Origin of the sequence: Pseudoalteromonas sp. meg-B1 (genome assembly GCF_003173795.1) — a bacterium.
Lineage (GTDB): Bacteria > Pseudomonadota > Gammaproteobacteria > Enterobacterales > Alteromonadaceae > Pseudoalteromonas > Pseudoalteromonas undina.
Genome location: NZ_QGQU01000001.1, coordinates 158376 through 182151, shown reverse-complemented (window position 1 = coordinate 182151; position 23776 = coordinate 158376). Strand labels below are relative to the sequence as shown.

At 39.8% G+C, this 23776-nt stretch carries 21 protein-coding genes; 8 read left to right on the top strand and 13 right to left on the bottom strand.

Annotation, left to right across the window (positions count from 1 at the left end; genetic code table 11):
• The first annotated feature begins 187 nt into the window (after nt 1–187).
• Nucleotides 188–2203, top strand: coding sequence for a methyl-accepting chemotaxis protein (locus DK924_RS00840; RefSeq protein ID WP_010391635.1), 2016 nt, complete (start codon nt 188–190; stop codon nt 2201–2203).
• A 517-nt stretch (nt 2204–2720) separates the two neighbouring features.
• Here DK924_RS00840 and rpmG read toward each other — a convergent pair.
• The 3 genes from rpmG to radC all read right to left on the bottom strand — a co-directional run bounded on the left by rpmG (nt 2721) and on the right by radC (nt 4072).
• On the bottom strand, nt 2721–2876 hold the full coding sequence (rpmG, locus tag DK924_RS00835) for a 50S ribosomal protein L33 (RefSeq protein ID WP_004587947.1): 156 nt from the start codon (nt 2874–2876) through the stop codon (nt 2721–2723).
• 11 nt (nt 2877–2887) lie between these two features.
• On the bottom strand, nt 2888–3124 hold the full coding sequence (gene rpmB / locus DK924_RS00830; protein ID WP_008464111.1) for a 50S ribosomal protein L28: 237 nt from the start codon (nt 3122–3124) through the stop codon (nt 2888–2890).
• A gap of 273 nt (nt 3125–3397) precedes the next feature.
• A complete protein-coding gene (gene radC / locus DK924_RS00825; protein ID WP_109874111.1) occupies nt 3398–4072 on the bottom strand; it encodes a DNA repair protein RadC in 675 nt (224 codons plus the stop codon).
• A gap of 141 nt (nt 4073–4213) precedes the next feature.
• Between radC and coaBC the strand changes: the two genes are divergently transcribed.
• From coaBC to DK924_RS00805, 4 genes are all read left to right on the top strand, one after another.
• Entirely contained in the window at nt 4214–5407 is a 1194-nt protein-coding gene (coaBC, locus tag DK924_RS00820; protein WP_109874110.1) for a bifunctional phosphopantothenoylcysteine decarboxylase/phosphopantothenate--cysteine ligase CoaBC, read from the top strand.
• A 223-nt stretch (nt 5408–5630) separates the two neighbouring features.
• Nucleotides 5631–6218 carry a nucleoid occlusion factor SlmA gene (slmA, locus tag DK924_RS00815; RefSeq protein WP_008113236.1) on the top strand — a complete coding sequence of 196 codons (588 nt, stop codon included), beginning with the start codon at nt 5631–5633 and terminating at the stop codon, nt 6216–6218.
• A 298-nt stretch (nt 6219–6516) separates the two neighbouring features.
• Nucleotides 6517–9264: a prolyl oligopeptidase family serine peptidase gene (locus DK924_RS00810; protein WP_109874109.1), complete on the top strand. Its 2748-nt coding sequence runs from the start codon at nt 6517–6519 to the stop codon at nt 9262–9264.
• Between the two features lie 157 nt (nt 9265–9421).
• Nucleotides 9422–10345, top strand: coding sequence for a Fic family protein (locus DK924_RS00805; protein ID WP_109874108.1), 924 nt, complete (start codon nt 9422–9424; stop codon nt 10343–10345).
• Nucleotides 10346–10407: 62 nt separating this feature from the next.
• Here the strand turns inward: DK924_RS00805 and DK924_RS00800 are convergent, their stop codons facing one another.
• Complete coding sequence (locus DK924_RS00800) at nt 10408–11592, bottom strand: NAD(P)/FAD-dependent oxidoreductase (protein ID WP_109874107.1); 1185 nt, start codon at nt 11590–11592, stop codon at nt 10408–10410.
• A 307-nt stretch (nt 11593–11899) separates the two neighbouring features.
• Here DK924_RS00800 and DK924_RS00795 point away from each other — a divergent pair, with 307 nt between their 5' ends.
• Entirely contained in the window at nt 11900–14032 is a 2133-nt protein-coding gene (locus DK924_RS00795) for a S8 family peptidase (protein WP_109874106.1), read from the top strand.
• Between the two features lie 72 nt (nt 14033–14104).
• Here DK924_RS00795 and DK924_RS00790 read toward each other — a convergent pair whose 3' ends face one another.
• From DK924_RS00790 to rplU, 7 genes are all read right to left on the bottom strand, one after another.
• The gene (locus DK924_RS00790; RefSeq protein WP_109874105.1) at nt 14105–14578 is read right to left on the bottom strand and encodes a peroxiredoxin; all 474 of its coding nucleotides are present in this window, start codon (nt 14576–14578) and stop codon (nt 14105–14107) included.
• A 64-nt stretch (nt 14579–14642) separates the two neighbouring features.
• The gene (locus DK924_RS00785; protein ID WP_109874104.1) at nt 14643–16583 is read right to left on the bottom strand and encodes a methyl-accepting chemotaxis protein; all 1941 of its coding nucleotides are present in this window, start codon (nt 16581–16583) and stop codon (nt 14643–14645) included.
• Between the two features lie 192 nt (nt 16584–16775).
• Nucleotides 16776–17150, bottom strand: coding sequence for a DUF3718 domain-containing protein (locus tag DK924_RS00780; protein ID WP_054201942.1), 375 nt, complete (start codon nt 17148–17150; stop codon nt 16776–16778).
• Between the two features lie 82 nt (nt 17151–17232).
• The gene (gene folA / locus DK924_RS00775; protein WP_181388737.1) at nt 17233–17724 is read right to left on the bottom strand and encodes a type 3 dihydrofolate reductase; all 492 of its coding nucleotides are present in this window, start codon (nt 17722–17724) and stop codon (nt 17233–17235) included.
• Nucleotides 17725–17799: 75 nt separating this feature from the next.
• On the bottom strand, nt 17800–18951 hold the full coding sequence (cgtA, locus tag DK924_RS00770) for an Obg family GTPase CgtA (protein ID WP_055012496.1): 1152 nt from the start codon (nt 18949–18951) through the stop codon (nt 17800–17802).
• 154 nt (nt 18952–19105) lie between these two features.
• Nucleotides 19106–19363: a 50S ribosomal protein L27 gene (rpmA, locus tag DK924_RS00765; protein ID WP_004587922.1), complete on the bottom strand. Its 258-nt coding sequence runs from the start codon at nt 19361–19363 to the stop codon at nt 19106–19108.
• A 16-nt stretch (nt 19364–19379) separates the two neighbouring features.
• A complete protein-coding gene (gene rplU, locus DK924_RS00760) occupies nt 19380–19691 on the bottom strand; it encodes a 50S ribosomal protein L21 (protein ID WP_004587921.1) in 312 nt (103 codons plus the stop codon).
• Nucleotides 19692–20114: 423 nt separating this feature from the next.
• Between rplU and ispB the strand changes: the two genes are divergently transcribed.
• Nucleotides 20115–21086 carry an octaprenyl diphosphate synthase gene (gene ispB / locus DK924_RS00755; RefSeq protein ID WP_008114958.1) on the top strand — a complete coding sequence of 324 codons (972 nt, stop codon included), beginning with the start codon at nt 20115–20117 and terminating at the stop codon, nt 21084–21086.
• A gap of 76 nt (nt 21087–21162) precedes the next feature.
• Here the strand turns inward: ispB and mdh are convergent, their stop codons facing one another.
• Nucleotides 21163–22095, bottom strand: a complete 933-nt coding sequence (mdh, locus tag DK924_RS00750) for a malate dehydrogenase (RefSeq protein ID WP_008466462.1) — start codon at nt 22093–22095, stop codon at nt 21163–21165.
• A gap of 225 nt (nt 22096–22320) precedes the next feature.
• Here mdh and argR point away from each other — a divergent pair, with 225 nt between their 5' ends.
• Nucleotides 22321–22788: a transcriptional regulator ArgR gene (gene argR, locus DK924_RS00745; RefSeq protein ID WP_008466460.1), complete on the top strand. Its 468-nt coding sequence runs from the start codon at nt 22321–22323 to the stop codon at nt 22786–22788.
• A gap of 55 nt (nt 22789–22843) precedes the next feature.
• Here the strand turns inward: argR and DK924_RS00740 are convergent, their stop codons facing one another.
• Nucleotides 22844–23743: a Dyp-type peroxidase gene (locus DK924_RS00740; protein ID WP_054201945.1), complete on the bottom strand. Its 900-nt coding sequence runs from the start codon at nt 23741–23743 to the stop codon at nt 22844–22846.
• Between the last annotated feature and the right edge of the window lie 33 nt (nt 23744–23776).

Below are 23776 nucleotides of genomic sequence, written 5' to 3'. Positions count from 1 at the left end.
AATTGCCTTGTATTATTTTATATCCATAGTCGAATAGTTGAATTATGTATGCTTAGTGTGTGATGAAGTTTCACGGTAAATTTAGCAACTAACTATTAACAGTAAAAATTAATTATTTTTAATTACTTAACTTATTGTTGAAAGCGCCGATAAGTTTTAATAGACGTATTTTTGAATGGAAAACCATATGAATCTAACAGTGAGTCAACGTATTTGGGGTGGTTTTATATTTATCACTTTATTACTTTTAATTATTGGCGGTAACTCTTTAATAAAAATAGCAAATATAGATCGTTCAACTCAAAAAGTTAATCAGCTATCGCTTCCGGCATTAAACAAGAGCGCTCAATTACAAGCTGAATTTATTTTGATGAGTAAAGCTGCTCAAGCCAGTTTTCACACTTCATCTGCTCAAGAGCTAGCGCCAATAAAAGCACAAATAGAAGAACAAAAACAATTATTTGATAAGTTACATCGCGAACTACAACAGGTAGTAAAAGATGACCCACAATTAAATAAGAGCAGCCTTGACGTTGAAAAAACCTACTTAAGTTTTTTAAACATTATAGAGAGTCTGCTGAAAGACAAAAACACTCAGTTAGTGCTTAATAAAAAGCTCAAAGCTCAATTAGAAACTGTTGAACTCGCGGCTGAAGACGCTAACTCTATGGTACTTGATATTATTGATATTGATGGCTTAGAAGATAACCACCCGCGTGCTTACCAAGCAGCTAATAACCTTGAAAATAACTTTATGTCTGTGGTTACCAGCAGCACCGATATGTTAACTGTTAAAACGCTTAACACGCTCGATATTATTAAAAATGAACAAGTGTATTATTTTGAAGAAGTCGTTCGTACTGTTGCATTAATACAACCCGCGATAGAGCAAAGCCATAGCGGCTTGTTTAACGACCTAAAAGGCTACGTAGATACGCTTGAAAGCAATATCTTAGGTAACGATAGCCTTTCAGCGAATAAAAAACGCCTTATTGATGCAATCAGCACAACTGAACGTGAATTAGAAGAATCGGAAAAAGCCACTAAAACAGCACTTAGCCAAATTGACGAATTAGTATTACAAGCAAGCGGCGTTGCATTTACTTTGCAAGAAGGCGTTCGCAGCGATGTAAACTCAGCTAATTTATGGACTTGGATAGGTATGATCATTGCGACTATCATCGCTGTGCTTGTAGCCATTATTACGGTTAACCGTATTACTAAGCCATTAGCTGAAGTTAACCGCATTCTAGATATTGTTGCCAGTGGTGATATGACTCAACGCTTAGATGACAGCGCAAAAGATGAATTTGGTGAATTATCGAAAAGCTGTAATACCTTAATTGATAGCTTACGCAGCTTAATTACCGGTATTATTTCGCGTTCAACACAACTTGCTGCCGCTTCTGAGCAAACCTCAACAATTACCGGTGAATCAAGCAAAGCAATTAGTAATCAACAAGCGCAAGTAGAGCAAGCGGCAACCGCAACCACTGAAATGAGCAGTACTTCTCAAACAGTGAGCAACAGTGCTCAACAAGCACTAGGCGAAATCAAAAATGCCGATAAAGAAGCTGAACGCGTTAAAGGTATTTCAAATCAAAATAAAGCAACCATTGAACAACTCGCTTACGAAGTTGATGAAGCATCAAGTGTTATTAATAAACTACACAAAGACAGCGCCTCAATTGGTAGTATTTTAGACGTTATTCGTGGTATAGCTGAGCAAACTAACTTACTTGCACTTAATGCGGCGATTGAGGCAGCGCGTGCCGGTGAGTACGGTCGAGGGTTTGCTGTGGTAGCTGATGAAGTAAGATCGCTTGCAAGTAAAACTCAAGAGTCGACACAAGAAATTCAATCTATGATTGAATCACTACAGTCGGGCGCTGAAGAAGCAGTTAAGGCAATGGAAAAAGGTAAAGAACGCGCGGTTTCGTGTGTTGAGCAAAGTGATTTAGCTAATAGTGCACTGGATTCAATTACTCTTGCGGTATCGCAAGCGCACAATGTCAGTGAAGAGATATCAACAGCAGCACAAGAACAACAACAAGTATCACAAGAGATCAGTGAACGCTTAGAGTCTATTGTTGCTATTGCCGAGCAAACAGCAGAAGGTGCTGTACAAACGAATATTTCAAGTTCAGAAGTGGCTAAGTTAGCCGAAGAACTAAGAATATCAGTAGAGAACTTTAAAGTATAAATACCGCGCTGTAAGTAGCCTTAGAGCTACTTACAGTTTATACCCTAGCGAGCCATAGTAAAACACCCGTTCCCTCTCCAGACATGCTTATACACCGCACAATCTCACTCTAAATACACAACACCCAACAGCTTAGCCCGTAAAGTCATTTAATACTCTTTATGTTTTCTTTGGTTATACCAATTCGCTTAATTAAGTGGTCTATTTTGAGGCTGGAAAAACGTGTTGATAGCTAGGCAAAAAATTTGCTATTTAGTTGTTCTAAACGAGAATTTTTTAACGCAGGTTGCGACACGTTTAGCCCCGTAAAATGATTAAGTATTATTGCGGATTGGTATTACAAACAACTGATACCGTTATTAAAGAAATAAGCTATGGTGCTTAACAAAAGCCAGTTAGCGGTTTAATTAAATGGACACAATTACGGTGAGTATATTGTCGGTGGATAATAGAGTGGATTTTAAAAACAAAAAACCCAGCATAAGCTGGGTTTTTACATTTCTGAAAGAAAACTAAATTACTTGATTTTAGCTTCTTTGAAAATCACATGTTTACGAGCCTTAGGATCGAACTTTTTGATTTCCATTTTTTCAGGCATGTTACGCTTGTTCTTGTCGGTAGTGTAGAAAAAACCAGTACCAGCAGTTGAAACTAAACGGATCTTATCGCGCATAATTCAGTTCCTTAAACTTTTTCGCCACGAGCACGGATTTCTGTAAGAACCGTGTCAATGCCTTTTTTATCGATAATACGCATACCTTTAGTAGTAGTGCGTAATGTTACAAAACGTTTTTCACTTTCAACCCAAAAACGGTGTGTTTGTAGGTTAGGTAGGAAACGACGTTTAGTCGCGTTTCTCGCGTGTGAACGGTGGTTACCAACCGCTGGACGCTTACCTGTAACTTGACATACTTTAGACATGTCTATATATCTCCAATAACTTCGCTCGAGCTTAATTTTCCCTAAGGCCATGTATTTGTGCCCTAGAGATAAATCGAAGGGCGCTCTTTATACAGCTTTTACAGGCAAAGATCAAATACTGATCTTATCCAACCAGCTCATGTGTAAATTTGATAGCGGCTAATTATAAAGATCGAATGCCCTTAGGGAAAGTAAAAACTGCATTTAAATTAAACTAATTTACCAAAACACACTAAACCGCTCATTTTTAGCACATATCTGCGAGCGATAAACTTAAATAAGTCCCCGTTCGGCAAACGAAACACAATTTTCACCGCCAATAATAATATGATCCAATACATTTATGTCGACTAATTGCAGCGCTTGGCACAATTTATTGGTAATTAGCTTATCGGCCTGACTTGGCTCTGCAATACCGCTGGGATGATTATGTGAAAAAATAACCGTCGCTGCATTATTTTTTAAAGCCGCTTTAACAACTTCACGCGGATACACACTGGCGGCGTTAATCGTACCATAAAATAAAATTTCATCTTTTAATAAACGATTTTGGCTATCAAGATACAACACCATAAACACCTCCTGCTGCAGGCCTCGCATTTTCAGTGTTAAATAGTCGTAAACAGCTTGAGGGGAGTTAAAAACGGCATCGCGAACAAAGCCTTCTTGCATATAACGCTGACTCAGCTCAAGTACCGCTTGTAACTGTACGTATTTAGCTGTACCCAGCCCTTTTTGCGCACAAAACTCATCTATGCTGGCATTAAACAAATTATGCAGGGTTCTATTTTCATTGATCAGATGTTGTGCTAGCTCTATCGCATTCATACCCGGTAAGCCAGTACGTAAAAATATAGCCAGTAGCTCAGCATCAGAGAGTGCCTTAGCGCCTTTTGCTAGCAGCTTTTCTCGCGGTCTGAGTGAATTAGGGAGTGAGGTTAATTGCATCGTTCATCCTTGAAAACGGTCAGTACCATATAACTGTAATGCAAAATTAAAAATTAGCGCAATAAAACGCATTTTATCTTAGCTGTCAGGCCTAAGATTTGTTATTTTAGCCAGCATATCTTATAAAATTGATAAACAACCATGATTAATTTAACAAATAAAAAAATAGTGCTGGGTATTAGCGGCGGAATTGCAGCCTACAAATGTGCCGAACTTGTAAGACGTTTAAAAGACCATGGTTGTGACGTTAAAGTTGTAATGACTGAATCAGCAAAGCATTTTATTACCCCGTTAACGATGCAAGCTGTCAGTGGTGAAGTGGTGTCTGACTCATTGCTAGACCCATCAGCAGAAGCTGCAATGGGACATATTGAATTTGCCAAATGGGCTGATCTAATTTTAGTTGCTCCTGCCACCAGCAATATTATTGCAAAAATGGCGGTAGGCATTGCTGATGATCTACTTACTACGTTATTACTCGCAACTCCTGCAAAAGTGGCTGTGGCACCAGCTATGAATCAGCAAATGTACGCGCACCCTGCTACGCAAGCTAATATAGCCACTTTAAAGGCTCGTGGCGTTGCTGTTTGGGGGCCTGGCAAAGGTGAGCAAGCCTGTGGCGATGTAGGTGCAGGACGAATGCTTGAACCGCATGAGTTAGTGAGTTTATGCATTGAACCTGCGCAACCACAACTCTTAGCGGGTAAAACCATTACTATTACTGCAGGCCCAACCCGAGAGCCTCTCGATCCAGTGCGTTTTATATCAAACCACAGCTCAGGAAAAATGGGCTATGCACTAGCACAAGCTGCTTTATTATTTGGCGCGCAAGTTAACTTAATTTCAGGCCCAGTAACTATTGCGGCACCGCAAGGGGTTAATTTAATTAATATCGAAAGTGCTGAGCAGCTATTGCAAGAGTCTCTCAATTACGCACCTCAATCAGACGCCTTTATTGGTTGCGCTGCTGTAGCCGATTACCGCGCAGCAAATATCGCCACGCAAAAAATGAAAAAACAAGGCGATGAACTCACTCTTAGCTTAGTTAAGAACCCAGACGTTATAGCAGCAGTAGCAAACCTTACACAAAGCCGCCCTTACACTGTCGGCTTTGCAGCAGAAACGCAAAATGTTGCTAACTACGCTAAAGGGAAACTAACCAATAAAAACCTCGATATGATTTGTGCAAACGACGTGTCGCAGAGTGATTTGGGCTTTAATTCAGAGCGTAACGCACTCACTCTTTACTGGCAAAATGAACAACTCGATTTACCTGAGACCAGCAAAACAGAAATAGCCATCAAAGTGATCGAGCAGCTTGCCAAACGATTATAAAAAGGCTGGAAACAAACTGAATAAAACATTAACATGATGACGCCTTGTGACCTTTTAGTGTAATTTTACTTCGCTAATATAGTTTAATGCTTGCGCAGTACCAGAGCTTCACGTAATACGTGAAAATATCGCTTCACTGGTTATTGCCCGCACAAACACTAGGCCGGTAGCTGTGTTATCGCACGTTGATGTAGAAAAAATAACTATTAAAAAAGGAATGTTCATGCCTGCGACAAAAAAAAGTAATCGCAAAGAGCAAATACTGCAAGCACTCGCACAAATGTTAGAAACCAGCCCTGGCCAGCGTATTACAACAGCCAAACTTGCCGCAGAAGTTGGCGTTTCTGAAGCCGCTCTTTATCGTCATTTTCCGAGCAAAGCGCGAATGTTTGAAGGATTAATTGAATTTATTGAAGATACCCTGCTATCACGTATTAATCTTATTTTAGATAACGAAAAAGAAAGCAAAGCACGCGTATATAACACCCTATTACTGCTGCTAACATTTGCTGAGAAAAACCCTGGCATTACTCGTATATTAACAGGCGACGCTCTACAAGGTGAGCAAGAGCGACTTCGTGAGCGTGTACAGGGCTTATTTGAAAAACTAGAAACCCAATTTAAACAAATTCTTAGAGAGCGTAAGCTACGTGAAGGTAAAAACTTCCAAAGCGATGAGTTAACCCTAGCTAACTTTTTGCTTGCCTACGTTGAAGGTAAAATGAATCAGTTTGTGCGCAGTAATTTTAGTGCTCGCCCAAGTGAGCAATTTGAAAAACAATGGCCAGAATTACAAAAAATTTGGTTATAAGATTCGAAGTAATACCTTGTTAGTGATGCTAACAAGGTATTAAATAAACCACTCCCACTCCTATTTTTTCACAAATGCCAAACACCTCGCATCCCGTGGCCCTAAAATTTTACCTTTTACCTTTTACCTTTTACCTTTTACCTTTTACCTTTTACCTTTTACCTTTTACCTTTTACCTTTTACCTTTTACCATTCATTTTTAGTCTCTCATCTCTGCCCTGCTACCACTTATCGTATCTACTCGAATTGTTATTAAAACTCGTTACAATAAAATAATGTTAAAAAACGAGAATCTATAATGAAAACACAACTCACTCTTATAGGCTGTGCACTTATTACCAGCTTAACGAGCGCCAGTGCCTTAGCAAATAAGCCATTAGAATTTAAAGATGTATTTGATTTTAAATCTGCAAAAGGCACACAGCTTTCTGAAAATGGTCAAATCCTCTCTTTAAGTGCAACTCCTTATCGTGGTAATGCCACTGGGCAAGTCTACTCGCTAAATAACAACAAGCTTATTGCTGAAGTAGAGCGAGGCACTCGCCCTACAATTAACAAAATGGCGAACTGGGTCGTATTCACCCAAGTGCCTACCCTACTTGAAAAAGAGACCACTAAGAAAAAAAGTGATTTAAAAAACAATCTAGTATTAGTGAATACCCAAACCGGTGAGCAACAACGCTTTAATGACGTAAAAGATTACGTACTCGCTAATAACGGCCAATGGCTTGCCTATCGTAAAAATGAGAGCACCGACGCGGATGATGAAAACTCCGATAAAGATAGCGCTATCACAGCTGATAAAAAAGATAAAAGCTACCCGCTGGTTGTCGTCAACTTAAGCGATAAACGCACCCACACTCTTGAAAGTGCTTTCACCTATGATATTAGCGCCACCAGCGATCAATTATTAGTGAGCCAAAGCTATGTGGATGGTAATAATAATCAAATTACTTTATTTTCACTCAATGATTTTACCAGCACAGCATTAATTGACGAGCCTGGTGTGGTTGCCAACAAAATAGCTTGGCATCCAATCAATAAGAGTGTTGCATTTACTTTAGGTAACTATGTAAACGATGATAAGCGTCGCCGCCAATACGAATTAACGCTTTGGCAGAACGAAACGCTTACCACTGTGCAGTCACCTAACCCAGAATGGTTAATGGGTAAAACTGCGACATTAACGTGGGCCGAAGATGGTACACGCCTATACTTTGAAAACCGCCCAAAACTTGCTGCAAAAGTTAAGCAAAAAGAATATACCGATGAGTCGTCACTGTATAACTTTGAGGTTATTCGCGACCAAAAAGGGTTAAATGTATGGCACAACAACGATGCACAAATTAAACCTCGCGAAGAGCAGCAGTGGCATAAAAACAATAAAAACAGACATTACACGGCGGTATACCATGTAAACTCGCAACAAGTTGTACAGTTAAGCACACCAAATATGCCAGAGCTGGTACTTAATACTGAACGCGCGGATTCATTATTAGGCTACTCAAATCTAGCCCATCTTGAAAAAATAATGTATGGCGGCTTTTTTGCTGACTACTTTGCGGTTGATATAAAAACGGGTAAAAAAACACCTATTATTAACGACTATCCATTTAGACCTAGCCTTGCGCCTAATGGTCAGTTTGCTGCTTACTTTGATAACAACCAAGTACAGCTTAAAAACTTAGGCAATAACAAAGTGAGCGTACTCAGCAAAGCAATTAACGCTACCTTTGCCGATGACAAACACGATTACCCATCTAAGCAGCCTGGCTATGGCTTTGCTGGCTGGCTTAACGATAGCAGCGAAATACTGGTTTATAGTAAATATGATATTTGGTCGTTTAATGTAAATACCAAGCAAGCCAAACGCTTAACTAATGGTAAACAAAGTAATACTCAGTACAGAGTAATCAAGCTTGATAAAAACCAAGTGGGCTTTAACAGCAATGATACTCTTTTGCTCTCTGCAATTAACTTACAAAGTAAGCAAAGTGAGGTGGCTAAACTTAATTTAACAACGCTTAACGTTACTAAAGTACTCACAGGTAATAAGCGTTTTGATGTAATTAAAAAAGCCAAAAATGCCGATAAATACTTATTTACTGAGCAAACCTATCAGCAATTTCCTGATATTTATCAAACAGACTTTAGCTTCAAACAAGCACAACAAGTCACTAACCTTAATCCTCAGGTAACTAATTTTGCTTGGGGAGAAAAGCCTGAACTTATTAGCTATAAAGGCTTTGATGGAGAAGATTTACAAGGGGTATTAATCAAACCTGCCGGCTATAAAAAAGGCGATAAAGTACCGGTTGTGGTGTACTTTTACCGCTATATGAGCCAGCGTATGTACGATTTCCCTAAAATGGAATTAAATCATCGCCCTAACTTTCCGATGTTTACATCAAATGGCTACGCCATCTTTTTACCTGATATTCGCTTTGAAATAGGTCATCCAGGTAAGTCTTCAACGCAAACCATGATCAACGCCACCCAAAAGCTGATTGATTTAGGCATTGCCGATGCTAATAAAATAGGGCTACAAGGCCACTCATGGGCGGGTTATCAAAGCGCGTTTATGATCACTGAAACTGATATGTTTAAAGCTGTAGTTTCGGGGGCGCCAGTGTCTAACATGACCAGCGCCTACAGTGGCATTCGCTTAAAGTCAGGGCTTGCTCGCCAATTTCAATATGAAACAGGGCAAAGTCGCATTGGTAAAAACTTATTTGAAGCCCCTGAGCTTTATATTGAGAACTCACCAGTCTTTTTTGCGGATAAAGTAAATACCCCGATTCTGATTATGTTTGGTGATAAAGATGATGCTGTGCCATGGCATGAAGGCGTGCAATATTACTTAGCACTGCGCCGTGCGGGTAAAGATGCTACATTTTTACAATATGAAGGTGAACCGCATCACTTAAAGCAATTCCCTAATCAGGTAGATTTCTCAGTACGTATGATGCAGTACTTTGATCATTACTTAAAAGGCAAGCCAGCCGCTAAGTGGATGAACGAAGGTGAAGCGTTTATCGAAGAGTAACTAATAAACCGGCGCTATTTGGCGTCGGTTTAACATTTAAAACCAGTAATTAAAGACTATGTAAAGTTTTAAATAAATACTAAATCACTATTAAAACTGACTTTTATATTCAGTTCGCGTATTCTAATCTCCTGATTTAAATAACCTCTATAACGAAATGAGCAACGCCACTCCCCCATTTTCAATCTCAGCCAGCATGACTCACAGCATTGCAAATATTAGTGAAGCTTTAGGTAAAATCAGTGCCTTATATTCGCCAGCAACTATTGAGCACTATAAGCAACAAAAACTCACCTCTATACAAATGAAAAACTCTGAATTTCAATTTACAGTATCTGACCTATCAAGCCCAGATAGCTTATTAGCTCTGCATCGCAGCTTAATGAAAGATCAAAGTGAAAAGTCAGGCCGTTATAGGGAGCAAGGTCTAGCGTTAAAAAATGGCTTACAAATGGCACCACAGGCAATTCGAGTGCCACAAATGGTAGAAGAATTATTTGCGTGGTTTAATACAACTAACCACCACCCTCTAATCAGTAGTGCAGTATGCCATTATGAATTACAGTTTATTCAACCGGTTGCACAGGGTAATACTGAGTTAGCGTGTGTGTGGCAAACCCAACAATTATCACAATGGCATACGCTGTTTTCATTGCTAAACATTCATAACTTAATATCGGCAACACGCCAACGATACTTTGAAAGCATTAACCTAAGTACCAAAACCGGTGACTCATCCGTGTTTATTGAGTACATGTTAGAGACATTACTTTCAGCATTAGATATTTTAGAAAGTGATTTAAAATCAATAACAAAAATCCAAACCCCACAACAACCCCCTCAAGTTAAAAACACTATACACTTAGACATACAAGCCCCCCAAGTCATCGCTTTAATAAATGTATTTAACCAAAGCGAAAAACCATTAAACCGACAAGAGCTACAAAACCAGCTAGGGTTAAAAGATCGAAAACATTTTAGAGAGCGCTATTTAAAACCTGCAATTGATGCAGGCATAATCGAAATGACTATTCCCGAAAAACCGAATAGTAAAATGCAGCAATATAGACTTAAAAGTTAGAAATAAAAAATGCCACTTAAGAGCTTAAGTGGCAGGTTTAATAAGCCGCGCTGAGCGACTTTTTACGCGTATTGCCCAGCGGCAAATCCACAGCTCCACGCGTATTGGAAATTATAGCCTCCTAGCCAACCCGTTACATCGGTCACTTCACCAATAAAGTATAAACCTTTGGCTTTTTTAGCCTCAAATGTTTTTGAGCTTAGCTCATCGGTATCTACACCACCTAAAGTCACTTCTGCGGTTCTGTAACCTTCGGTACCATTTGGCTTAATTTGCCAAGCATGAATATAATCCGCGAGTGCATCTATTTGGCCATGCGTTAGCTGGTTAATATTGCAATCAGGAATAGCTTTACTGTCATAGAGTATTTCAACAAAACGCTTAGGTAAGATAGTAGCAAGGCTATTTTTTAACGATTTTTGCGCTTGCGTTTCTCGCCAATCGGCTAGCTGTTGCTTTAAATCTAGTTCAGGTAATAAATTGATCGTCACCGCCTGACCTGCTCGCCAAAATGAGCTTATTTGTAATATGGCAGGCCCGGATAAGCCGCGGTGAGTAAATAAAATATTCTCTTTAAATACAGTGCCATCTTCGCTTGCAACTTCACAAGAAATACTAATACCCGAAAGCCCTTCAAAACGCTCTTTATCGTGCTGATGTAAGGTAAAGGGAACTAGAGCGGCCATCGTCGGCAATACCTTTAAACCAAATTGCTCTGCAATTTTATAACCTATTGGCGTCGCGCCAAGTTTAGGCATAGTTAAACCGCCAGATGCGACAACTAACGACTCACAGGTCAGTGTTTCTTGCTCAGTTGTGACACTGTAACCTGTTGCTGTTTTAGCTACATTTAACACTTCGCTGCGTAGTTTAATTGTAACACCCGCCCACTCACACTCTGTTAGTAAAATATCAACAATGTCTTGTGCGCTATTGTCACAGAATAATTGTCCCAATGTTTTATGGTGATACGCCAAACCATGTCGGTCTACAAGCTCTACAAAGTCATGCTGGGTATAACGACTTAAGCACGACTTTACAAAATGGGGATTAGTGCATAAATAGTTATTAGGGCTCGCATTTTCGTTAGTAAAGTTACAACGCCCGCCGCCACTAATTAAAATTTTACGTCCTGGCTTTTTACCCATATCAAGCACTGTAACACTTCGGCCGCGATATCCTGCTTGTGCTGCACACATTAAACCTGCAGCTCCGGCACCGATCACTATCACATCAACGTGAGTCATTTGGTCATCTCTTAAAAACTTTGGTGAATTATAACAAAGTTTCGGTAACAACAAGATAGCTGTTATATTGTTTTTAATTTATCAATAAAGATTAAATAATGATAAAAAGCACCAAATAAATCTAATACATTAGGATCGTCAACATAATAAAAACAAATACAAAACGACTGAAAGCTTACTGAATTCACGGTTATAACTAAATGAAATAGGCACATACGTATTTAATATTTCAAAATAGTTAACAGATCATTTACCTTTGTACCCGCTTTGTGGCTTTCCACAAATAATAATAAAACTAAGGGTAATTATGACTTCTAATGATTCATTTAAAAAATGCGCTGTTGCGCTAACAATAAGTACACTATTTGCAGCCAGCTCAAGCATGGCAAATCCAGCACAAGCAATCTCACCTTCTATGGCTGAAACCTCAGCTAAAATGCAAAATCAAGGTGGGTTTGAAACTCAGTTCATTATCAAATATAAAAATAATAGCGATATGATGAACGTATCAACAGCTGAAGCATCGCCTGCAATGATGAACAAAAAAGCGCAAAGCTTTGTAAAAAACTTCACCTCAAAAAAAGGTAAAGTTAAAGCTAAATATATCCGCGCAATGGCATTGAATGATCATCACGTAATGCGTGCCGACAAAAAGCTCAATGCTGAAGAAGCACAACAGTTTATGCAAGAAATGGTCAATTCAGGCAATGTTGAATACATTGAAATCGATCAAATGTTAAAACCATTTGCAACACCAAACGACCCTCGTTATGGCGACCAATGGCATTACTATGAGCAAGCCGGTGGCCTAAATCTACCAACAGCCTGGGATACTGCTACAGGTAGCGGCGTGGTTGTAGCTGTTCTTGATACTGGTTACCGTCCGCACGCTGATTTAAACGCCAATATTTTACCTGGCTACGATATGATCTCTAATCTATCAGTCGCTAATGATGGCAATGGCCGTGATAACGATGCTCGCGATCCAGGGGATGCTGTTGCAGCCGGAGAATGTGGTAACAACGGTGCACAAGGTTCTAGCTGGCACGGTACTCACGTAGCAGGAACTGTTGCTGCGGTAACTAATAACGGTGAAGGTGTTGCTGGTGTTGCTTACGACGCGAAAGTAGTGCCTGTACGTGTGTTAGGTAAATGTGGAGGTTTAACCTCTGACATTGCTGATGGTATTATTTGGGCTTCAGGTGGAAATGTGTCGGGTACATCGGCAAATGCTAACCCTGCTGATGTTATAAACATGAGCTTGGGTGGTGCAGGTGCATGTAGCTCAACGACTCAAAATGCTATTAATACAGCACGCAATAACGGTACTGTTGTTGTTATTGCCGCAGGTAACGATAACGATAATTCTGCAAACTACAACCCAGGTAACTGTAGTGGTGTTGTTAACGTTGCATCAGTTGGCCGTAATGGTGGCCGCGCATATTACTCAAATTATGGTAGTAATATTGATGTAGCAGCCCCAGGTGGCGCGCAAAGCTTTGCAAATGATTCTGAGGGTGTTTTATCTACTTACAACTCAGGTTCAACAACACCATCAAGCGACAGCTATGGTTTTTCGCAAGGTACATCAATGGCTGCACCTCATGTTGCGGGTGTTGCTGCATTGATCAAACAAGCTAAACCAAATGCGACTCCTGATGAAATTGAAAACATCTTAAAAACAACCACTCGCTCATTCTCTGCAACATGTACTAGCTGTGGCACAGGTATTGTGGATGCTGCAGCCGCTGTTGCCGCAGCATCAGGTGGCACACCACCGCCAACATCAGGTGATAATGAGCTTGTTGATGGACAAGTGAAAACGGGATTAAGTGGTGCAGCAAGTGCACAAGACTTTTACACTATGACAGTCCCAAGCGGTGCCACTAATGTTACTTTCACTATGAGCGGTGGTACAGGTGATGCTGACTTGTATGTACGTGCTGGTAGCAAACCAACTACCTCTACATACGACTGTCGCCCTTATAAAGGCGGTAACAGTGAAGAGTGCTCTATTGATAACCCAACCCCAGGTACTTATCATATAATGTTAAATGGTTATTCTGCCTACACTGGTGTTAGCTTAGTCGGTAACATTACAGGTGGTTCAACCGGTGGTGGTTCAGGTACACCTCAAGCAGGTGGTGGCACAGTGTCTGATGTTACTGCAAATGCAGGTCAGTGGAAACATTACACGCTAGATGTGCCAGCTGGCATGGCTAACTTTACAGTAACAACGTCTGGCGGCACCGGTGATGCAGATTTATTTGTAAAATTTGGCAGTCAACCAACTAGCTCAAGCTATGATTGTCGTCCTTATAAAAATGGTAACGCTGAAACATGTACATTTAGTAACCCTCAAGCGGGAACATGGCATCTAAGCGTAAATGCGTATCAAACCTTTTCTGGTTTAACGCTAAGCGGTCAATACCAGCCGTAAACTACTTTCTCCTTAGATAAAAAAAGCCGATACATATGTATCGGCTTTTATTCAATACTTAAAACAGCTTAGTTATAGCTTGGCTAAAACGGCTTCAGCACTACTTATTACAAATTCTTTTTCTTGTTCTACAAGTAATTCGCTAACAACACCATTATCTACAACCATAGCGTAGCGCTTAGAACGCAAACCACCAAAGCCAGCAGTATCTTTTTCAAGCCCTAAGGCACGAGTAAAACTGGCATCGCCGTCTGCAAGCATATATATATGTTCTGCATTTTGTGACTCGCCCCATGCTTTCATAACAAATGCATCATTTACCGATACACAATAAATAGCGTTAATACCCTTAGCCTTGAATTTATCAGCTAGCGCGATATAACCAGGCAAATGAGCATTGGAACAAGTAGGCGTAAAAGCACCCGGCACTGCAAATAATACAACTTTTTTATCTGCGAATAATTCATTATTAGTGAGCGTTTGCATACCTTCATCACTAAGCTGAGATAAACTTACTGCAGGTATTGTTTGACCTTGCTCTATCATATTAATTCCTTAGGGTAATTACATAGTCTTTTAGCATACAGATTAATATTTAATTCGTCTTCGATTAATCGCTGTTGTTATCTAAACCTAGACCTTCTTTAATAGATGTCATTTGCAACTCTAACTGCGAGCCTATATCAGCAACTAATTCACTCGACTCACTTACTTGGCTTTTCATATCATGCATCGATAGAGTAAAGCCTTGGAGCAACTCATTTTGCTGTTTAGCCAGCTCCATTGCATCAATCGCAACTTTATTAGCCTGCTGCGCATTGCCTGCGACTCCTTCAGAGTTTGCTTTAAGCTCTTGAGCATTTGCGGTTTGTAATTGTGCATCCTCAGTTAGTGCATTGATTTGTTTATAAACCACTTGAGAGTTTTCACTTAGTAGCGCCAACTGATCATTGATCTCTTTTAACGAACCTTGGGTTTGCATTGCTAATTGCCTTACCTCATCGGCAACTACGGCAAAACCTCGACCTTGCTCACCGGCTCTTGCTGATTCTATCGCAGCGTTGAGCGCGAGTAAGTTTGTTTGCTCAGCGATGGTACGTATAACCGTAATAATATTACTCACTCCTTGCACCCCACTCAGTAATTCCTGAACACTATGCATCCCCTGCTCAATACGTTGCTGTGTATCAGAACTGGCATTAAGCATACTTTTAGCAAAACCAACACTTTGCTGCATTGCCTCATAAGTACTTTGGGCATTTTCAGCAGCCTGAGCGTTAATATGATTAACCTGCTCACCAAGTTGCTGAATATTAAGAAGCAGTTCTTCATTGTGATTTACCTGCTGATAACTCGCATTACTTTTTTGCCCAATAGTATGTAAATGCTCACTCATTTGCTGCATAAACTGGCTGACTACATTGAGCATATTCGCTCTTTCTTGCGCTTCTAAACGCTGGCGCTCAATTAGCTGGTTAAAATACTGTGCTATTTCTCCTACCTCTGTTTTAGGATTATTCACTGTAATATTTTTTAACTCATTACTTTCTATTAAAAATGCAAACCCATCTCGCAGTTGTCGTAAAGGCTGTAAAACCTGTCTGCGCTGTACCCAATAGACACTAAAAGCTAATATTACTAATCCGCCTATTGCTATTCCAAACACCCAAAACACTTGTCGTTTCACGTTATCTTGCTGTGCTTTTAATGTTTGCTCTGCCTCAATCACTGTTTTTGATACTAAACTAATTTGTTCACGTAACTCATTCGTTCCAGAATCACGTTGTTTTGATTGCGATAAAGTACTGCTTAAATCGCGCAAATAACGTTTAGGCCAACTCACCAACTCCGCTTTTATTTCAGCTGCCAAATCTTCCGGTTCCTCATCTACAAATAAAGCAAACTCATCAACCTCAGTCATTACCCCTAAGTTCGGTAACTGCTCAATATTTATAGCTAGTAAATTTAGGGTTTTTATACTTTGTTGCAGGTTTTTCTCTACCTCAGGTTGGTAATCATTGATCAACTGGTAAGTCGATAAAGATAAATTAACCACTTCACTGTAATAATCACTCGCTAATTTATAATAATTAAGAGCGTTACTGGTTTGCATTGGTGCTTTTTGCGCATAATTAATGAGTGAAGAGGCTGAGCCGGCCATTTGTCTAAGCGCGTTATCTAACAGCGCAGTTTCATTGCCAGATAGTTTTCCAAGTGCTCTGTATTTACCATTAATATCTGTATTTAATGAAGTTAATTGTGCAGCTAAACGAATTTCTAATTCAGGAGGCAGCACCGTTAACTGTTGCGCTTTAAGCTGCTCAATCAAGGTCGATGATTGTTTTAGGTATTGGCTATTACCTTGTACTAAATAACTTTCCAAATGATCGGCAAGCTCGACCATTATGCTATTTTTTAATTGGCTATATGCGCTATCTTGTTGCTGAAGTTTAAGTAATGTATGGCTTGCCCATAACAAGGTAGCGGCTAAAAGGATACTTGCTAACGTTAATAAAATGGCTAGTAAACGGGTAAAAAATGATACACGCATAAATATATCTCAAAACTGACATACACATAGAGTATTGAGTTTTTATGACATTTTTATGTAATAAGAGTAATAAGGATAAATACTCAGGGGGAACTAGACTTAAGGGTAGTTAAACAGGGTGTAAAATGACAATTTATCTAAGTAAAAAAAACCGCGTTTAAACGCGGTTTTTTTTATTAATTAAGCTTTTATTTAAAGGCCTGCGCGGTCTTTAATAATAGGGATTAAAGGTGATCCTGCATGATTTGCCTCAGCCCAAGCAATATCGGCACCATCTTCAAGTGAGCTCTTTGATAAGTTTTTAACAATGTACTCGCCTGTATCAACTGCATTACTTGCAACAGCGTGACGCAATAAGTTGTTACCATTACAGAAAACTGCATCATAGATATTACGAACTTTCACACGTGAACTTTTTAATTTGCTACGCAGACGGTTTTTATCATCACCAGCAATGTATTCACAGATTGAAACAGCTAACTGATCATTAGCGCTTGCAGGCGCAGTATAAGCAAACGAACCCGCTGCAATAGCAGCAATTACAACTAGCTTCGGTAATTTAATCATTGATTGGACACCCTATATTAATACTTTTTTCGTACTCGACTGTTTAATATTGTACCAACACGCTCAGATTTTGGCAATAATGTTAAGAGATTTTATTCAAAGTTACGAACTTATAACTATATTTATTTTTATCATCAGGAGCCATCAACATTTCATCTTCAATTTGCCAACTTGCAACATTTTGGTAATCAGGAAACTGTGTATCCCCTTCTACATCTAAGTCAATAAAGGTTAAATACAACCGATGTGCTTGCCCTAAGAACTGCTGGTAAATGTTTCCACCGCCAATAATCATCACCTCTGCAACATCATTAACAAGCTCAAGTGCAGCCTCAGGCGTGGTTACTGTTTCAATTCCCGCTGCTTTATAGTCAGTGTTGCGAGTAATAATAATATTGCGACGCCCAGGCAGCGGCCTACCTATCGACTCAAATGTTTTACGCCCCATAATAACGGGCTTACCAGAGGTTACTTTTTTAAAGTGCTGAAGATCGCCAGGTAAGTGCCATGGCATTTTATTATCTAAACCAATGACACGGTTATTTGCCATTGCTGCAATCATTGAAATTATCACACTAAACACCTAATTCTTTATTATTAAAAAAATAAAAAAGGAGCGTTAGCTCCTTTTAAATATATACAATTATCATTAACGCTCGTAGACAACTTCTACGTCGTAATCATCTTCATCCCAATCATCCCAGTCATCATCATCGCCTTTAGTGGCTTTTTGATGGTAGGTATCCCATTTAAATTCAACCTCTTCGTCTGCAACTTCAACAAACTTTTCTTTAGGCATGTTATCAAGTAGCGTCATGATGTCGTGAATTAATGGCTGAGTATTCAATTTATTAATTGCAGCAATACTATAAATATTTTCAGACTCACCTAACTCTTCTGCAATTTGCTCACATAAGGCCTTGGCTTCATCTTCTGGCAATAAGTCAATTTTATTAAATACTAACCAGCGAGGCTTTTCAGCAAGCTTAGGGCTGTACTGATGTAGCTCGTTAATGATTGCAAAAGCATTATCAACAGGATTTGAACCATCAACTGGCATAACATCAATAATGTGCAATAACACACGACAGCGTTCTAAATGCTTTAAGAAACGAATACCTAAGCCTGCACCATCCGATGCACCTTCAATCAAGCCAGGAATATCGGCAATGACAAATGATTTATTTGCTTCAGGACGAACAACACCTAAGTTAGGGATAAGCGTAGTAAATGGATAATCTGCTACTTTAGGTTTTGCAGCCGATACGCTGCGAATAAAGGTCGATTTACCGGCATTTGGTAAACCCAGTAAACCTACATCAGCGAGCAGCATTAGCTCTAACTTAAGGTTACGTACTTCACCAGGTGTTCCGAGTGTTTTTTGACGTGGGGCACGATTGGTACTTGATTTAAAACGCGCATTCCCCAAGCCATGGAAACCGCCTTTTGCAACCACAATTCGTTGACCATCTTGGGTTAAATCCCCTAATGATTCTTGTGTATCAACATCAATAATACGTGTGCCTACCGGTACTTTTACAATCAGATCTTCACCTTTTTTACCAGTACAATTACGGCTTTGACCGTTAGTACCGCGTTCTGCTCTATGAAAACGCTCGAATTGATAGTCAATAAGGGTATTTAAGTTTTCATCAGCTTGTAGATAAACACTACCACCGTCTCCACCGTCACCGCCATCAGGTCCACCATCTGGAACATATTTCTCACGACGAAAAGACACGATGCCGCTGCCACCGTCACCAGCTTCTGCGCGAATTTCTACTTCATCTACAAACTTCATGATTACTCACTTTAGGGATTGGCTTGTTAATAACTCTATTATATACCTAAGTGGCCTATAGAGCACACTGAGCATAAAAACACTTGGGTATATATTTAGATCTGCTTAAAACAAAAAACCCCGCAAAGGCGGGGTTTTTTAACTACCTTACTGATTACTCAGCTACGATAGTTACGTATTTACGGTTTAAAGGACCTTTTTGTTCAAACTGAACTTTACCATCTGCTTTTGCGAAGATAGTGTGGTCTTTACCGATACCTACGTTTGCGCCAGCATGAAAACGAGTTCCACGTTGACGAACAATGATGCTACCCGCTAGAACTGATTCGCCACCAAAACGCTTAACACCTAGGCGTTTGCTTTCTGAATCGCGACCGTTACGAGTACTACCAGCTGCTTTTTTATGTGCCATTTCTAAGTACCTCTAATTAAGCGCTAATGCCAGTGATTTTAACTTCTGTGAACCATTGACGATGGCCCATTTGCTTACGAGAATGCTTACGGCGTCTAAATTTAACAACCTTAATCTTCTCACCGCGACCGTGTGAAACAACCTCAGCTGTTACTTTACCACCGTTTACGAACGGTACACCAATCTCGATCTTCTCACCATCAGCAACTAAAAGTACTGAATCAAATTCAACTGCTGCACCAGTTTCAACGTCTAATTTCTCAAGACGAATTGTTTGACCTTCAGTCACACGGTGCTGTTTACCACCACTTTGGAAAACCGCGTACATAATTAACTCCGTCTGTGCGCCCTCAAATCGACGCAACTAAAATATTCTTCAATAGGGCGCGAAGTTTACGCTAATGCGAAAAAACTAGCAAGCCTCTTTTTGTAATTAAATGAATAAAAAGTAGCTGCATTGAGAGCAATTCAATATTTCCCCTATTTTATATTAAAATCCCCCTTTGCCAAGCGCTTTTTAACGGTTAGAGAAAATAAATTAGCAATCGCAAAGCAAGCCCACGCAGTTCAATTAACCGTCAAGGATGATTCAAATTTAAACCGCGCTGTTTAATCATTTATTCACCAAGTTAATAGGTCATTTAACCTACTTAAGGGTGTTTTTTTAAGGAATCATCACAAAATATCGAGCTAATGCGTTTTTTGTTGTACAATCTGCGCCGTTCACACATTAAAATTGGCTCGGAGATCAATGGATATAAAAGCTATCCAGGCGTTAATCGAAAGCGATATGAATGACGTCAATCAACTAATACATGCGCAAATGCGCTCAGATGTGGCGTTAGTTAATCAACTTGGTTTGTATATTGTTAACAGCGGTGGCAAACGTGTTCGCCCCATGTTGGCTATTTTGGCGGCTAAAGCGCTAGGTTACCAAGGTAAAGATCACATTACGCTAGCAACAATTATTGAATTTATTCATACCGCAACGCTTTTACATGACGATGTAGTAGATGAATCTAACTTGCGCCGTGGCACACCCACAGCAAATGCCGAGTTTGGTAATGCCGCCAGTGTTCTCGTGGGAGACTTTATTTATACTCGCTCGTTTCAGCTAATGGTAGGCCTTGGTAAAATGCAGATAATGCAAGTATTAGCCGATGCAACCAATATTATTGCTGAAGGCGAAGTGCTGCAATTAATGAACTGTAATGACCCAGATACTACTGAAGCCAGTTATATGCAGGTTATTTACTCTAAAACCGCCAAGTTATTTGAAGCTGCAACCGGGCTAGCTGCTATTATTACTGAGCAAGATGACAGTGTATTAAACGCACTTAATTTGTATGGTATGCATTTAGGCACTGCTTTTCAGTTAGTGGATGATGTTTTAGATTACAACGCTGATGCCGACCAACTTGGTAAAAACATTGGCGATGATTTAGCTGAAGGTAAGCCGACGTTACCTCTTATATATGCAATGCAACACGGTAGTGAGCATCAAACACAGTTAATAAGAGACGCTATTGAGCACTGTAATGGTATGGAGCATCTAGATGAGATACTCGCTGCACTTAAACATACCAATGCCCTTGAGTTCACTATGCAAAAAGCAGAGCAAGAAGCAGAGAAAGCAATTGCTTGTTTAGATTGCTTAGCTGAATCAAGTTACAAGCAAGCGTTAATTAGCTTAGCTAGAATAGCGGTTGACCGCGACCACTAAGTTATACTGTGTAGATAATTCCGAGCAATAAAAAAGCCTGCAAGTGCAGGCTTTTTTTATGGGTTAATTTTGGCTATTACGCCATAAAATCAACACCTTCTTTAATGTCTTTTTTCAGAGTTTCAAGCATGTCATTTTTTGCTTGCTCTTCAAATGCGCTTAGGGTGCCGTAAGAAAGAATTTCTTCTACGCCATTTTTACCTAAACGTACTGGATGTGCGAAGTACTCTGCATCGCCATTTTCAACAGCAACGTATGCATAATCTACAACATCTTCACCTTGTAAACCTTTAACTAAAGACATACAAAAACGTGCAGCAGCAGCACCCATTGATAATGTTGCAGAACCACCGCCCGCTTTAGCATTAACTACTTCAGTACCCGCGTTTTGGATACGTGGAGTCAGTGCAGCCACTTCTTCATCAGTGAAAGTAACACCTTCAACTTGAGAAAGTAACGGTAGGATAGTTGTGCCTGAGTGGCCACCAATTACTGGAACTTTAACGCTTGCTACGTCAACGCCTTTAAGCTCAGCAATGAACGCTTCAGAACGGATCACATCGAGTGTTGTAATACCGAATACACGTTTAGCATCATAAGTACCTGCTTTTTTAAATACTTCAGCAACAATTGGTACAGTGCCGTTAACTGGGTTAGTAATAATACCCACAAGCGCTTTAGGACAGTTAGCAACAATGCCTTCTGCTAATGTTTTGATGATACCAGCGTTAACATTAAATAAATCAGCACGATCCATACCTGGCTTACGTGGCATACCCGCTGGGATAAGAACGATATCACAACCTGTTAATGCTTTATCTAAATCGTCAGCACCAAAACCTGCAACTTTAACATCTGTTGGGATGTGAGAAAGGTCAACAGCAACACCAGGAACTACTGGCGCAACATCATATAGTGATAATTCAGAACCAGCTGGTAAGCCTGTTTTTAATAATAAAGACAACGCTTGACCGATACCGCCTGCAGCACCTAATACAGCAACTTTCATTGGAATTCTCCGTGATTTGAGGTAGGAAATATTTGTGGTTCATAAGATAAAGAAATTAACGACTAAAAACAAATTTATCCTGCTTATTTTAGCTATATTTTCGACCATAGTTGTAAACTTTGCTGTTTAAACGCAGCAAAATGGCAACTTAAGCAAACAACTGCTGCATAATTATGCATTTTTGTGTAGAATTTGCAGTATCTATTACATAACTAATTAGACACTATGCAACCACAAGATAAACAAGAAGCATTGGTTAAAGCCTTTAAAGCACTTTTAAAAGAAGAAAACTTTGGCTCACAAGGCGAAATAGTTGATGCGTTAAAAGAGCAAGGCTTTGATAATATTAGCCAAAGTAAAGTGTCGCGAATGTTAAGTAAGTTTGGCGCGGTACGCACCCGTAATGCAAAACAAGAAATGGTATACTGTTTACCCGCCGAAATGGGGGTACCAACCGCTAAGAGCCCATTACGCCAGCTCGTTATTGATATTATGCATAACGAAATGATGATTATTATTCGCACCAGTCCTGGAGCTGCTCAACTCATTGCGCGTTTACTTGATTCATTAGGCAAAGCAGATGGCGTACTAGGTACTATTGCTGGAGATGATACTATTTTTATCGCACCAGCTAAAATCTCAGAAATAGACCTCACACTAGAGCGTGTTCGTATTTTATTTGATACGGTTTAATCACTAACGCTGTAATAAAGACGGCTATGAATAATACATAGCCGTTTTGTAATTGTTATAACTGCTTTAAAAATCGTACTGAGGGGGCAAAAAATGCAGAGCCCATATCCGCCTGAGTAAAATCAAGCCAGTGATCATAATTCTCTCCCTGCCCTAGTCGACTAGTTAGCACTTTTTCGAATGCATCCCCTTTAGCAGAGCACGTAATCACTAACATACCTTGCTCATACACATCGCCATAAGGCATGCTTTGGTTAAGTAACAGTGCCTGACCTTGTTCGTCTTTTAATTCACTTCGGGTTGCATGGCTGCTCTCAAGTGCGGGGCTGAGCAAGGTATTATCAAGGCGTGTACGACCCATTATTTGCTCTTGTTCATGTAATGACAAATGCTGCCACAGGCTCAAGTCATGTTTATAGCGCTGCACATGAATGTAACTACCTTGATCTTCAAAACTATCAGGTTTGTTTACTAACGCCGTTACGCGTTTTTGACGGCCATGTGGGGTATCGCCCGCATAAATAAAACCATTAAAATCACGACCATCTAAAAAACGGAAATTACGAACTTGCTCTACCAGCTCAACATCAGGGGTGAATAGTTTGAGTATTTGTAGTGCAAACAAGTGGTTCACGTCTTCTCTGTCTGAGCGGATTTGCACAAACAAATCACATGGCCTTGCACTCATAACAAACTCGCTATGGGTAATATTAGGAAAGCTTTGCAGCTCGCTTGGCATGAAATCAGGTAAGATATGCGGCCAATATTGCGCACCAATTGCCACCATGCAAGAAAGCATAGATTCAGAAAACTGATCACTAAACTCATCTTCAATATCGCTCACTTGTTTAAGCTTAGCGCGAAGTGATTCGTCGTGACCATCAAGTACATTAAAAAATAAGTGCAAACCGTGTAAGTTTGCTTCAGCACAAATCCCTGATTGCGCTTGCGCCATTGTTATTCCTTACTTTTTAGAGCAAAACACAGT

Coding starts and splice junctions, on each gene's coding strand:
- mdh (WP_008466462.1), bottom strand. CDS start 22,095: ATGAAAGTTGCTGTATTAGGTGCTGCAGGCGGTATCGGTCAAGCGTTG.
- DK924_RS00780 (WP_054201942.1), bottom strand. CDS start 17,150: ATGATTAAATTACCGAAGCTAGTTGTAATTGCTGCTATTGCAGCGGGT.
- rpmG (WP_004587947.1), bottom strand. CDS start 2,876: ATGCGCGATAAGATCCGTTTAGTTTCAACTGCTGGTACTGGTTTTTTC.
- DK924_RS00840 (WP_010391635.1), top strand. CDS start 188: ATGAATCTAACAGTGAGTCAACGTATTTGGGGTGGTTTTATATTTATC.
- cgtA (WP_055012496.1), bottom strand. CDS start 18,951: ATGAAGTTTGTAGATGAAGTAGAAATTCGCGCAGAAGCTGGTGACGGT.
- DK924_RS00790 (WP_109874105.1), bottom strand. CDS start 14,578: ATGATAGAGCAAGGTCAAACAATACCTGCAGTAAGTTTATCTCAGCTT.
- DK924_RS00805 (WP_109874108.1), top strand. CDS start 9,422: ATGAGCAACGCCACTCCCCCATTTTCAATCTCAGCCAGCATGACTCAC.
- coaBC (WP_109874110.1), top strand. CDS start 4,214: ATGATTAATTTAACAAATAAAAAAATAGTGCTGGGTATTAGCGGCGGA.
- DK924_RS00795 (WP_109874106.1), top strand. CDS start 11,900: ATGACTTCTAATGATTCATTTAAAAAATGCGCTGTTGCGCTAACAATA.
- argR (WP_008466460.1), top strand. CDS start 22,321: ATGCAACCACAAGATAAACAAGAAGCATTGGTTAAAGCCTTTAAAGCA.
- rpmB (WP_008464111.1), bottom strand. CDS start 3,124: ATGTCTAAAGTATGTCAAGTTACAGGTAAGCGTCCAGCGGTTGGTAAC.
- slmA (WP_008113236.1), top strand. CDS start 5,631: ATGCCTGCGACAAAAAAAAGTAATCGCAAAGAGCAAATACTGCAAGCA.
- DK924_RS00785 (WP_109874104.1), bottom strand. CDS start 16,583: ATGCGTGTATCATTTTTTACCCGTTTACTAGCCATTTTATTAACGTTA.
- DK924_RS00740 (WP_054201945.1), bottom strand. CDS start 23,743: ATGGCGCAAGCGCAATCAGGGATTTGTGCTGAAGCAAACTTACACGGT.
- DK924_RS00800 (WP_109874107.1), bottom strand. CDS start 11,592: ATGACTCACGTTGATGTGATAGTGATCGGTGCCGGAGCTGCAGGTTTA.
- DK924_RS00810 (WP_109874109.1), top strand. CDS start 6,517: ATGAAAACACAACTCACTCTTATAGGCTGTGCACTTATTACCAGCTTA.
- radC (WP_109874111.1), bottom strand. CDS start 4,072: ATGCAATTAACCTCACTCCCTAATTCACTCAGACCGCGAGAAAAGCTG.
- rpmA (WP_004587922.1), bottom strand. CDS start 19,363: ATGGCACATAAAAAAGCAGCTGGTAGTACTCGTAACGGTCGCGATTCA.
- rplU (WP_004587921.1), bottom strand. CDS start 19,691: ATGTACGCGGTTTTCCAAAGTGGTGGTAAACAGCACCGTGTGACTGAA.
- ispB (WP_008114958.1), top strand. CDS start 20,115: ATGGATATAAAAGCTATCCAGGCGTTAATCGAAAGCGATATGAATGAC.